This window comes from Enterobacter cloacae complex sp. BZL2005 (assembly GCF_049238885.1).
In the GTDB taxonomy this organism is placed as follows: Bacteria; Pseudomonadota; Gammaproteobacteria; order Enterobacterales; family Enterobacteriaceae; genus Enterobacter; species Enterobacter roggenkampii.
On record NZ_JBMKGI010000005.1, the window covers coordinates 143,031 to 155,077 of the forward strand.

Sequence of the window (12,047 nt, forward strand, 5' to 3'; positions counted from 1 at the left end):
CCTCCTGGTCAGGACTTCAGGCTTTCGTATTTAGAGCTTTCCTTCACAACCACAATCGTTGATAACTTTACGCACCACCTCTTTCATGGCGCGTTTGGCGGGCACCATGTAATGACGCGGGTCACTGGTTTCGGGATGTGAAGCGAGATAGGTTTTCAGGGCATTCGAGAAGGCGATTTTGAGTTCTGTGGCAACGTTGACCTTGCAGATACCGAGGCTAATGGCCTGAAGGATATCGGCCGTAGATAAACCGGAAGCGCCGTGCAGCACCAGCGGGATATCGACCTGATTGCGGATCTCTGCCAGACGTTCAAAATCAAGTTTCGGCGTGGCAGTGTAGAGGCCGTGCGCGGTACCGATGGCGACGGCCAATGAGTCGATACCCGTTAATTCAACAAACTCGCGTGCCTGTTGCGGGTTGGTGTAAAGCGCATCTTTGCTATCGACCACCAGGTCATCTTCCTGCCCGCCAAGACGGCCAAGTTCAGCCTCCACGCTCACATCGTAACGGTGGCAGTAGTCTGTCACTTTCTTCACCAGCGCGACATTTTCAGCGAATGGATGATGCGATCCGTCGATCATCGCCGAGCGGATCCCGCTCTGGACTTTCTGCGCGATATCGTCGAAATCTTCGTGATGATCGAGGTGGATCGCCAGCGGTTGGTTGTACGTTTTGGCCAGATCGCTGGCGATGGCGACCACGTTACCGGTTCCTGCATAGCTGAATGTGCCGGGCGTACCCGCCACGATCAGCGGAGATCGCATCTCAGAGGCCGTTTCAACGACCACCTGCAGCGTTTCGAGATTATGAATATTGAATGCCGGTACGGCGTAACCTTCGCGCTGTGCTTTTAGCAGCATCGCTTTCGACGAGATGATGAACATCTTTCCTCCGAAACCTTTCGTTTTGTTTATGCGAAAGACAATATAGGGTTTCGGAATGTTATTTTGTGATTGATATCTTAAAAATGAAAGAATCGAAATGAAAGGTAAGGATGCGAAAGAAATGAAAGCAAAAAAAAGCATGGCCGAAGCCATGCCAAGCGAGGTTTACAGCAAACTCACGTCACCGGTGCCGGGTTAAACACCGCCAGCTGATTATGCAATCCCCATTGGTCCGAGAAGGTTTTCTTTCGCCCGCTGGCGACATCCAGAATGAAGTGGAACAGCTTCCAGCCCACGTCCTCAATGCTCTCTTCTCCGGTGGCGATGGTGCCCGCGTTAATATCCATTAAGTCATACCAGCGGTTTGCCAGCTCGGTGCGAGTCGCCATCTTGATCACCGGCACCGCCATCAGGCCGTACGGCGTGCCGCGCCCGGTGGTAAAGACCTGCACCGTAATGCCGGATGCGACCTGCTGCGTGCCGCACACAAAATCGCTGGCCGGCGTTGCCGCGTAGATCAGGCCGCGTTTCGTCGGGCGCTGGCCCGGAGAGAGCACTTCTGCAATGGCGCTCTGCCCGGATTTGGCAATAGAGCCGAGGGCTTTTTCCACCACGTTTGCCAGGCCGCCTTTCTTGTTGCCCGGAGACGGGTTGGCGCTGCGGTCGGTTTTGCCCATATCGAGATAGTTATCGTACCAGGCCATCTCCTCAAGCAGTCGCCTGCCGACCTCTTTATTAACGGCGCGCGGCGTCAGCAGATGGATGGCGTCACGCACTTCAGTCACCTCGGAGAACATCACCGTGGCGCCGCAGCGAACAAGCAGATCGGACGCATAGCCCACCGCCGGGTTGGCCGTCACGCCGGAGAAGGCATCGCTGCCGCCGCACTGGGTTCCGACCACCAGCTCCGACGCCGGGCACGTTTCGCGCTGGCGGCGGTTGAGCTTGTCCAGATGGCGTTCTGCTACCTGCAAAATATCGTCGACCATTGACCGGAAACCGACGTGGCGTTCGTCCTGCAGGCGCACGATGCTGGCCTCGTCTGCCGGGATGGCTTTGACATCCTCGGTACCTTGCAGCAGGCGTTCTGGCTGCAATTTTTCACAGCCGAGGCCAATGACCATCACCTCGCCGCCAAAGTTGGGGTTCAGGGCGATATTGTGGATGGTGCGGATAGGCACCACCGCAGCGGGCGCGTTAATCGCCACGCCGCAGCCGTAGAGGTGGTTCAGTCCCACCACGCCGTCGACGTTCGGGTATTTTGGCAGCAGATCGCGTTCGATGATTTTCACCACGTAATCCACGACGCCCGCCACGCAGTGCACGCTGGTGGTAATGCCGAGCAGATTTTTAGTGCCGACGCTGCCGTCCGCATTGCGATACCCTTCAAAGGTATAGCCTTCCAGCGGGGGAAGCGGTTCCGGCACGCGGGTTGCCAGCGGCAGCGTGTTCAGCGGCGGCGCTTCTGGCAGCGCCACCAGCGACTCCTCCACCCAGCTTCCCTGCGGTATCGAACGAACGGCATAGCCGATGACTTCACCGTAACGCACAATTTCGCTTTCAGCAGGGATATCCACCAGGGCGACTTTATGTCCCTGCGGAACATGCTCAGTCAGTTCCAGCCCGTCCGGGAAGCGGGTTCCTGCTTTTAAGCCATTGTCGTTGACGATAATCGCCACGTTATCGGCGTCGTGCACTTTTATATAAAACGCCGTCGGCGGTGCCTGTCGAATTTCAATGTCGGCCATTGGTCAGTATTCTCCAGCAAAATTCTGATAATAGGTTCAGCCATTTTTCTGATGGTAGAAATAAATACGCGGCTTTCAGAAATAAAGCATGTCAGCAGATTCAATATCAAAATGTGATCCCGATCGCTCGCGAGCCCGTAATCCTTGATTCTGTGCATTAGCGCCCAGTGCTTTGTGCATATGCAAAAATTTTTATCAAAAAATAGCGTAATACCTGAGCATTAAAACAATGTGCGGTCGTGGATTGCATCTTATACTGAATGACGATTTTATTACGCCAGAATATGTCCGAATAATAAATATCATGATGGCGCGGTGTCTGAATAAATAAAATGATGCTGAAAAAGGCTACGGAATTAAAAAGGTAAATACAATGAATAACGCTATCTTCCCGAATAAATTTAAAGCGGCTCTCGCAGCGCACCAGATTCAGATTGGCTGCTGGTCCGCGCTGGCAAACCCTATCAGCACCGAAGTGCTGGGCCTGGCCGGTTTCGAGTGGCTGGTGCTGGACGGCGAACATGCACCAAACGATATCAGCACGTTTATTCCGCAGCTGATGGCGCTGAAAGGCAGCAACAGTGCCCCGGTGGTGCGTGTCCCCACCAACGAACCGGTGATTATTAAGCGTCTGCTGGATATCGGCTTCTACAACTTCCTGATCCCGTTTGTGGAGACGGAAGAGCAAGCGGCGCTGGCCGTGGCGTCAACGCGCTATCCTCCCAAAGGGATCCGCGGCGTTTCCGTTTCGCACCGCGCCAATATGTTTGGCACCGTCCCTGACTATTTCGCGCAGTCCAACAGCAACATCACCATTCTGGTTCAGATCGAGAGCCAGCAGGGCGTCGATAACGTCGACGCGATTGCCGCCACAACCGGCGTGGACGGGATCTTCGTCGGTCCAAGCGATCTGGCTGCCGCCTTAGGCCATCTGGGTAACGCCAGCCACCCTGACGTGCAGCGCGCGATCCAGCACATCTTTGCCCGCGCCAAAGCACACGGCAAGCCGTGTGGCATTCTGGCGCCGGTTGAGGCTGATGCCCGCCGCTACCTGGAGTGGGGTGCCACGTTTGTTGCTGTCGGCAGCGACCTCGGCGTTTTCCGCTCGGCTACGCAGAAATTAGCGGACGCTTTTAAAAAATAACCATCATTGAGGAAACAGATTATGACGCTGAAAGTGGGTTTTATTGGCCTGGGGATCATGGGTAAACCAATGAGTAAGAACCTCATCAAAGCAGGTTACTCGCTGGTGGTCTCCGATCATAATCCACAGGCCGTGGCTGAGGTGATAGCGGCTGGCGCAGAAGCAGCCACCACCGCGAAAGCCATTGCCGAGCAGTGCGATGTCATCATCACCATGCTGCCAAACTCCCCGCACGTCAAAGAAGTCGCGCTGGGTGAAAACGGCATTATCGACGGCGCGAAACCGGGCCTGGTGCTGATCGATATGAGCTCTATCGCACCGCTCGCGAGCCGTGAAATCAGCGAGGCGTTGAAAGCGAAGGGCGTCGATATGCTGGATGCACCGGTCAGCGGCGGCGAGCCGAAAGCCATCGACGGCACGCTGTCGGTCATGGTCGGCGGCGATAAAGCTATTTTCGATAAATTTTACGACCTGATGAAAGCCATGGCGGGCTCCGTGGTACACACCGGGGAGATTGGGGCGGGTAACGTGACCAAGCTGGCAAACCAGGTGATCGTGGCACTCAACATTGCCGCCATGTCTGAAGCGCTGACGCTGGCAACCAAAGCGGGCGTCAATCCGGACCTGGTCTACCAGGCTATTCGCGGTGGTCTGGCAGGCAGTACGGTGCTGGACGCCAAAGCGCCCATGGTCATGGATCGCAATTTCAAACCCGGTTTCCGCATCGACCTGCATATCAAAGATCTGGCGAACGCGCTGGACACTTCCCACGGCGTGGGCGCACAGCTGCCGCTGACCGCAGCGGTCATGGAGATGATGCAGGCATTGCGTGCCGATGGCCTGGGCACGGCCGATCACAGCGCAATTGCATGCTACTACGAAAAATTGGCGAAGGTGGAAGTGGCGCGTTAATCACGGCTTACCCACAGCCGAGGGTGACAGCGGCGCGCAAACCCTCTATACTGCGCGCCGAAGCTGACCAGACAGTCGCCGCTTCGTCGTCGTCCCTTTCGGGGGAGACGGGCGGAGGGGAGGAAAGTCCGGGCTCCATAGGGCAGGGTGCCAGGTAACGCCTGGGGGGGAAACCCACGACCAGTGCAACAGAGAGCAAACCGCCGATGGCCCGCGCAAGCGGGATCAGGTAAGGGTGAAAGGGTGCGGTAAGAGCGCACCGCGCGGCTGGTAACAGTCCGTGGCACGGTAAACTCCACCCGGAGCAAGGCCAAATAGGGGTTCACATGGTACGGCCCGTACTGAACCCGGGTAGGCTGCTTGAGCCAGTGAGCGATTGCTGGCCTAGATGAATGACTGTCCACGACAGAACCCGGCTTATCGGTCAGCTTCAACTTCTTCTAAAACAATACGTTGGTGTGTCTCAGGCTTTCCCAGGTGAAAATGTGACACAGTTTATGATACAAACGAGGCACACCAACGGCTGTTCCATCCCGACTATCCTGAAACCTTGCAACCGCGACAGCCTTCATTTCCGTCTGCCTTCAGTTTATATGTATGCCTCTGGATTGCGATTCATATTTATTTACTGACAATATTGGCTCTACAGACCACCCTGGCTCACTACAATGTATGAGAAAAATAAATAAAACGTTAATGAATACAGTTTGTCCCTAATTAATTTCTGAAAATGAAGGGGGACTATTGCTATAGAATGTTAAGAGCGCTTAACTCAATGCCTAATTTTTTCATCGGCATTCGTTTGAGCATGGACAGAAAAAACAAACTAAAAAAACTAATCCAATATCATAAAAATATACTTAAAAATCACCGATATCAGCCTGATTTGGCAGGTGCAGACCTGCGATTTATGGATCTCAGGGGGCTCTATTTACGCAATATTAATTTATCGGGATGCGATATTTCGTTTTGTGATCTTCGAGGAGCCGATTTCTCCTGTGCCAACCTTGCAGGCGCTAATCTTAGCTACTGTAAAACGGAAGGTACAATTTTTAGTCACGCTAATTGTACTTGCGTGGATTTTACTGGAAGTGATATCCATGATGTCAGGTTATTGACGGAACATGAACAAAATGAAAGTGATACGCCACTATCCCGACCACTCATCTCCATCTACATGCCAACCTGGAACCGCCAGGCATTGACGATCAGAGCCATACAATCGGTACTGAATCAAGACTATGTGAACTGGGAACTCATTATCATTGACGATTTCTCATCCTCATTTGACCAACTCTTGACGTATATCTCCGAACTGAATGACCCACGCATTACCTATATCCGCAATGAATTTAACTCTGGCGCTTGTGCAGTCCGAAATCAGGCTATAAGAATGGCCCGTGGTGACCTTATTACGGGTCTGGATGATGATGATGAATGGCTGCCGACACGCCTGTCCTCTTTTCTTACCTGGCAACATAAACTTCAGTTGCACAGTTTTTTGTACGCAAATGATTATCTCTGTGACGGTACCGGATATCATCATCCTGATGAATTACAGGTGTATCCGAAACCGGCTTATAAAAAAAGCCTGTTTGATAAACGGAATATTATAGGCAACCAAATGCTGACCTTAACCAGTAGAATGCAGCAGATCCTGTTCGACGACGCCTTGCCTGCCGCTCAGGATTATGATGCTTTTTATCGGCTTGCAGAAACCTTCGGTGAACCTTTCAAACTGGATGACATCACACAGGTGCTTTATGTCAATCACGGCGAAGCCCGCATTACCTGCTCAGGACGAAAGTTTTCAGGTTATCTACGTTTTTACCGGAAACACAAAGCCAAATTAGACGTATCGAGTAAAAAATATCAGCTCTTCACTCTATACTACATTCGCAACAAAAAGATGCGCCCGCAAACCCTGATGAAACTGATGACGCTACGCAATCTGAAACGCTATCTGATGATGTATACCCGCTTCCGGAACAAAAAGTTCTGATGTGTACAAACGACAAGAGTCGTTGTGGTGTCTGGAAATAGTAGTTGAATACGGCAATCATTGTGACGAGGGGCTGGATAAGTCGCCGGGAATTACCCCGGCGGACAACCACGACGAACGGGTAAGCGCAGCGCTATCCGGCACCACACAAACGACATCAATTCTCATATTTGCGACATTAAGCACATTTCACTGTTTTTCACTCGACGGTTCCGCCTCGGCATCTGCAGAAGATCACCATCACAAAATTTAAATCTAAAAAACCGGCGATCTGTAGTATTGATAATTTGTTATGATTGTTAGCTTAATGTTCGTAAATCTTTTCTCGTTTGATGTGCGCTTATTGAAATCAAATACATTTCCTCCGTGAATATGTGACGTATTCCACTCTTTTCCTGAAATTTGAAAATTTATGTCGTAAAAAATGGCTTAAATGAAAGTATGTTTCAAACAAATGACGGTTATTTATTAGCCTTTAATTGCCTGAAATATCGTCTTTATTGATTTTTTAAGAACGGTGAAATAAATCCGGGTTATTGCCATAAAATAAATTTATTAGCGCTATTTTTGTTGATCAATATCAGCGTTGTAGCGTATTTAATTACCTTCAATGCATTGATTTATAAGGTTTTTAATGGGTTTTTAAAACGTGAGTTAAGGGTTGCTCAAAGCAAATTGTGAGTAACAGCACATACCCCCTGAAACATTATTGAGTAGAATTCACCCCGTCATAGGGAAATAAGCGCAGAATATTATGAACACTATTATTCTACCGAAAACACAGCACCTCGTGGTATTTCAGGAAGTCATTAAAAGTGGCTCCATAGGTTCTGCTGCAAGACAACTGGGCCTGACGCAACCCGCCGTCAGCAAAATCATCAGCGATATCGAATCTTACTTCGGTGTGGAAGTGATGGTACGTAAAAATACGGGCGTAAAACTGACGGCTGCAGGCCAGGTTCTGCTCTCGTACTCCGAGTCGATCACCCGTGAAATGAAAAACATGGTGAGCGAAATCAACAGTCTCAGTTTTAGCACCGTTATGGATGTCTCCTTTGGCTATCCGTCGCTGATTGGTTTTACCTTCCTGTCTGAGATGATCAAAAAATTCAAGGAAGTGTTCCCGAAAGCGCGCGTCTCAATGTATGAAGCTCAGCTCTCCTCTTTCCTCCCGGCCATTCGCGATGGTCGTCTGGATTTCGCTATCGGCACGCTGAGCGATGAAATGCTGCTGCAGGATCTGCACGTCGAACCGCTGTTTGAGTCTGAGTTTGTGCTGGTCGCCAGCAAAACGCGAACGTGCACCGGCCCGACGACACTGGCATCGCTTACGCACGAGCAGTGGGTGATGCCGCAAACCGATATGGGCTACTACAAAGAACTTCTGACCACTCTGCAAGACAACCACATCAGCATCGAAAACATCGTCCAGACCGATTCCGTCGTCACCATTTATAACCTTGTCCTGAATGCCGATTATCTGACGGTGATTCCCCGCGACATGATTGCCCCATTCGGTTCGGATCAATTTATTGTGCTGCCCGTGGAAGACGAATTACCCGTGGCGCGTTATGCTGCCGTGTGGTCTAAAAATTACAGGATTAAAAAATCGGCGTCAGTATTAGTTGAGCTGGCTAAACAATATTCGTCGATGAATATCGAAAGACGACGATGAATAATAAGTTTTAATTTTAAAAATACCCAGAGCTTAACGTATTAACGCTCTGATACCCTGACTTTGCCTGAAAAGAATGAATTATTATAACGAGGATATTATGCATATTACCTACGATCTCCCGGTAACCATTGAAGATATTCAGGACGCCAGAAAACGACTGGCAGGCAAGATATATAAAACCGGTATGCCGCGCTCGAATTATCTCAGCGAACGGTGTAAGGGCGAAATATTCCTTAAGTTTGAGAACATGCAGCGTACCGGTTCGTTCAAAATTCGCGGCGCGTTTAATAAATTAAGCTCGCTGACCGATGCTGAAAAGCGCAAAGGCGTGGTCGCCTGCTCTGCGGGAAACCACGCGCAGGGAGTGTCGCTCTCCTGCGCCATGCTCGGCATCGACGGTAAAGTGGTGATGCCGATGGGCGCACCAAAATCTAAAGTGGCCGCAACCCGCGACTACTCGGCGGAAGTGGTGCTCCACGGTGAGAACTTCAACGACACCATCGCTAAAGTGAGCGAAATCGTCGAGATGGAAGGGCGCATTTTTATTCCGCCTTACGATGACGCCAAAGTGATCGCCGGGCAGGGCACCATCGGTCTGGAAATTCTCGAAGATTTATACGACGTGGATAATGTCATTGTCCCTATCGGCGGCGGCGGATTAATTGCCGGGATTGCAACGGCGATTAAATCCATCAACCCGACCATTAATATTATCGGCGTACAGTCTGAAAACGTACACGGAATGGCAGCTTCCTGGCAGGCAGGAGAAATAACCAACCATCGCGTTACCGGCACGTTAGCCGACGGCTGCGACGTCTCTCGTCCGGGTAAATTAACCTTCGAAATCGTTCGTGAACTGGTCGATGATATTGTGCTGGTGAGCGAAGACGATATTCGCAACAGCATGATTGCCCTTATTCAGCGAAATAAAGTGGTGACGGAAGGCGCCGGCGCGCTGGCCTGTGCCGCGTTATTAAGCGGCAAGCTTGACCACTATATTCAGGGCCGCAAAACCGTCTGCATTATTTCCGGCGGCAATATCGATCTCTCCCGTGTTTCCCAAATTACCGGCTTCGTTGACGCATAAAGGTGACCTATGAGCAACACAGAAAGCATTATCGTTGGCCAGACAAAAACGTCCTCCTGGCGTAAGTCTGATACCACCTGGACGCTTGGCCTGTTTGGTACCGCCATTGGCGCAGGCGTGCTGTTCTTCCCCATTCGCGCAGGCTTTGGGGGCTTAATCCCTATCCTGCTGATGCTGGTTCTCGCGTTCCCGATTGCGTTTTACTGCCACCGCGCGCTGGCGCGCCTCTGCCTGTCCGGCAGCAACGTCTCCGGCAACATCACCGAAACGGTGGAAGAGCATTTCGGTAAAACCGGTGGGGTGGTGATCACGTTCCTCTACTTCTTTGCCATTTGCCCGCTGCTGTGGATTTATGGCGTCACTATTACTAACACCTTCATGACCTTCTGGGAAAACCAGCTCCAGCTGCCTGCGCTAAACCGCGGCGTGGTGGCGCTGTTCCTGCTGCTGCTGATGGCTTTTGTTATCTGGTTTGGTAAAGACCTGATGGTGAAGGTGATGAGCTTCCTGGTGTTCCCGTTTATTGCCAGTCTGGTGCTGATTTCCCTGTCGCTGATCCCTTACTGGAACTCCGCGGTGATCGACCAGGTCAACCTGAGCGATATCGCCTTCACCGGCCATGACGGCATTCTGGTCACGGTGTGGCTGGGGATCTCCATCATGGTCTTCTCCTTCAACTTCTCGCCTATCGTCTCCTCGTTTGTGGTCTCCAAGCGCGAAGAGTACGAGCCGGAGTTCGGTAAAGAATTCACCGAGCAGAAATGTTCCAAAATCATCGGTCGCGCCAGCATGCTGATGGTCGCCGTGGTGATGTTCTTCGCCTTTAGCTGCCTGTTTACGCTCTCTCCGCAGAACATGGCGGACGCCAAAGCGCAGAACATTCCGGTGCTCTCTTACCTGGCGAACCACTTTGCCTCCATGTCCGGCACTAAATCGACGTTCGCGACGGTACTGGAATATGGCGCTTCCATTATTGCCCTGGTCGCTATCTTCAAATCTTTCTTCGGTCATTACCTGGGCACGCTGGAAGGGCTGAATGGCCTGATCCTCAAGTTCGGCTACAAAGGCGATAAGAAGAAGGTCTCTGTCGGCAAACTGAACACCATCAGCATGGTGTTCATCATGGGCTCCACCTGGGTTGTCGCGTACGCCAACCCGAACATTCTCGACCTTATCGAAGCCATGGGCGCGCCAATCATCGCCTCTCTGCTGTGCCTGCTGCCGATGTACGCCATCCGCAAAGCACCGGCCATGGCGAAATACAAGGGCAAACCCGAGAACATCTTCGTCACGGTTGTGGGCCTGCTGACCATTCTGAATATCGTTTACAAACTGTTCTAACCCATTGCTCAGGAAGAGCGGAGTCACATGATGATTGAGTTTCCGGTTGTACTGGTAATTAACTGCGGTTCGTCCTCTGTTAAGTTTTCGGTGCTCGATGCCAGCAGCTGCGACGCCCTGGTGACGGGCATTGCAGACGGCATCAACACGGATAAAACCTTTATTTCCGTGAACGGGGGTGAGCCAGCCAGACTGGCTCACCAGGACTACGAAGGGGCGCTGGCTGCCATCGCCCTGGAGCTGGAGAAGCGTGACCTGATGAGCAGCGTGGCCTTAATTGGCCACCGCATTGCGCACGGTGGTGACCTCTTCAGCGAGTCGACCCTGATTACGGAAGAGGTGATTGAGCAGATCCGCCTGGTCTCCCCGCTGGCGCCGCTGCATAACTACGCCAACCTGAGCGGCGTGGAAGCCGCAGAGCGCCTGTTTCCGGGCGTGCAGCAGGTCGCGGTATTTGATACCAGCTTCCACCAGACGCTGCCGCCGCAGGCGTACCTGTACGGTTTGCCGTACCGCTATTTTGAAGCGCTGGGCGTGCGCCGCTACGGCTTCCACGGCACCTCTCACCGCTACGTGTCCGGGCAGGCGCACGCGCTCCTCGGGCTGTCCCCCGATGACAGCGGTCTGGTGGTTGCCCACCTCGGCAACGGGGCGTCCATTTGCGCGGTGCGTAACGGCGAGAGCGTGGATACGTCCATGGGCATGACGCCGCTGGAAGGACTGATGATGGGTACGCGCTGCGGCGACGTGGATTTTGGCGCGATGGCGTGGATTGCCCAGCAGACCGGCCAGTCGTTTGAGGATCTGGAGCGCGTGGTCAACAAAGAGTCCGGGTTGCTGGGGATCTCCGGCATCTCCTCCGATTTACGGGCGCTGGAGAAAGCCTGGCACGCCGGCAATGAGCGGGCGCAGCTGGCTATCCAGACCTTCGTTCACCGTATAGCGCGACATATCGCCGGGCACGCGGCGTCGCTGCACCGCCTGGATGCAGTGGTCTTTACCGGCGGCATCGGCGAAAACTCAACGCTTGTCCGCGCGCTGGTGGCGGAACATCTGAACGTGTTCGGCATCCGCCTCGACGACGCCAAAAATGCCCTGCCGGGCAGCGCGGGTGAGCGCGTCATCTCCACTGATACCTCCCGAGTGATCTGCGCGGTGATCCCTACCAACGAAGAAAAAATGATCGCGCTGGACGCCCTCCGTCTTGGGAAGGTTACCCCGGCTGCGGCTTACGCCTGATAAAGCGAGAA

At 52.6% G+C, this 12,047-nt stretch carries 9 protein-coding genes, 1 other RNA gene and 1 pseudogene; 9 read left to right on the forward strand and 2 right to left on the reverse strand.

Features of this window, described 5'->3' with window-relative positions; genetic code table 11:
• Positions 1-30: 30 nt before the first annotated feature.
• Entirely contained in the window at positions 31-885 is an 855-nt protein-coding gene (locus ACOTXI_RS11755) for a tagatose bisphosphate family class II aldolase (protein WP_008501499.1), read from the reverse strand.
• A 176-nt stretch (positions 886-1,061) separates the two neighbouring features.
• A complete protein-coding gene (garD, locus tag ACOTXI_RS11760; RefSeq protein WP_008501500.1) occupies positions 1,062-2,633 on the reverse strand; it encodes a galactarate dehydratase in 1,572 nt (523 codons plus the stop codon).
• A 373-nt stretch (positions 2,634-3,006) separates the two neighbouring features.
• Between garD and garL the strand changes: the two genes are divergently transcribed.
• From garL to tdcD, 9 genes and pseudogenes are all read left to right on the forward strand, one after another.
• The gene (gene garL, locus ACOTXI_RS11765) at positions 3,007-3,777 is read left to right on the forward strand and encodes a 2-dehydro-3-deoxyglucarate aldolase (protein WP_058655023.1); all 771 of its coding nucleotides are present in this window, start codon (positions 3,007-3,009) and stop codon (positions 3,775-3,777) included.
• Positions 3,778-3,798: 21 nt separating this feature from the next.
• Positions 3,799-4,689 (forward strand): 2-hydroxy-3-oxopropionate reductase, encoded by an 891-nt coding sequence (gene garR / locus ACOTXI_RS11770; RefSeq protein ID WP_008501502.1) that lies wholly within the window; start codon positions 3,799-3,801, stop codon positions 4,687-4,689.
• Positions 4,690-4,748: 59 nt separating this feature from the next.
• Positions 4,749-5,125, forward strand: an RNA gene (rnpB, locus tag ACOTXI_RS11775) — RNase P RNA component class A.
• Positions 5,126-5,497: 372 nt separating this feature from the next.
• Positions 5,498-5,779 (forward strand): annotated as a pseudogene (locus ACOTXI_RS11780) (pentapeptide repeat-containing protein); the annotation flags it as partial.
• A gap of 24 nt (positions 5,780-5,803) precedes the next feature.
• Complete coding sequence (gene wcaA / locus ACOTXI_RS11785; protein ID WP_227009871.1) at positions 5,804-6,691, forward strand: colanic acid biosynthesis glycosyltransferase WcaA; 888 nt, start codon at positions 5,804-5,806, stop codon at positions 6,689-6,691.
• Between the two features lie 754 nt (positions 6,692-7,445).
• A complete protein-coding gene (tdcA, locus tag ACOTXI_RS11790; RefSeq protein ID WP_008501504.1) occupies positions 7,446-8,366 on the forward strand; it encodes a transcriptional regulator TdcA in 921 nt (306 codons plus the stop codon).
• 100 nt (positions 8,367-8,466) lie between these two features.
• The gene (gene tdcB / locus ACOTXI_RS11795) at positions 8,467-9,456 is read left to right on the forward strand and encodes a bifunctional threonine ammonia-lyase/L-serine ammonia-lyase TdcB (RefSeq protein WP_023326154.1); all 990 of its coding nucleotides are present in this window, start codon (positions 8,467-8,469) and stop codon (positions 9,454-9,456) included.
• Between the two features lie 9 nt (positions 9,457-9,465).
• Positions 9,466-10,797 carry a threonine/serine transporter TdcC gene (gene tdcC / locus ACOTXI_RS11800; protein WP_008501506.1) on the forward strand — a complete coding sequence of 444 codons (1,332 nt, stop codon included), beginning with the start codon at positions 9,466-9,468 and terminating at the stop codon, positions 10,795-10,797.
• Positions 10,798-10,827: 30 nt separating this feature from the next.
• Entirely contained in the window at positions 10,828-12,036 is a 1,209-nt protein-coding gene (gene tdcD / locus ACOTXI_RS11805) for a propionate kinase (protein ID WP_058655034.1), read from the forward strand.
• Positions 12,037-12,047 lie beyond the last annotated feature (11 nt).

What these genes read in the sequence shown, in the direction of transcription:
- ACOTXI_RS11755 (WP_008501499.1), bottom strand. Translation starts at nt 885, where the DNA reads ATGTTCATCATCTCGTCGAAAGCGATGCTGCTAAAAGCACAGCGCGAA.
- garD (WP_008501500.1), bottom strand. Translation starts at nt 2,633, where the DNA reads ATGGCCGACATTGAAATTCGACAGGCACCGCCGACGGCGTTTTATATA.
- garL (WP_058655023.1), top strand. Translation starts at nt 3,007, where the DNA reads ATGAATAACGCTATCTTCCCGAATAAATTTAAAGCGGCTCTCGCAGCG.
- garR (WP_008501502.1), top strand. Translation starts at nt 3,799, where the DNA reads ATGACGCTGAAAGTGGGTTTTATTGGCCTGGGGATCATGGGTAAACCA.
- tdcA (WP_008501504.1), top strand. Translation starts at nt 7,446, where the DNA reads ATGAACACTATTATTCTACCGAAAACACAGCACCTCGTGGTATTTCAG.
- tdcB (WP_023326154.1), top strand. Translation starts at nt 8,467, where the DNA reads ATGCATATTACCTACGATCTCCCGGTAACCATTGAAGATATTCAGGAC.
- tdcC (WP_008501506.1), top strand. Translation starts at nt 9,466, where the DNA reads ATGAGCAACACAGAAAGCATTATCGTTGGCCAGACAAAAACGTCCTCC.
- tdcD (WP_058655034.1), top strand. Translation starts at nt 10,828, where the DNA reads ATGATTGAGTTTCCGGTTGTACTGGTAATTAACTGCGGTTCGTCCTCT.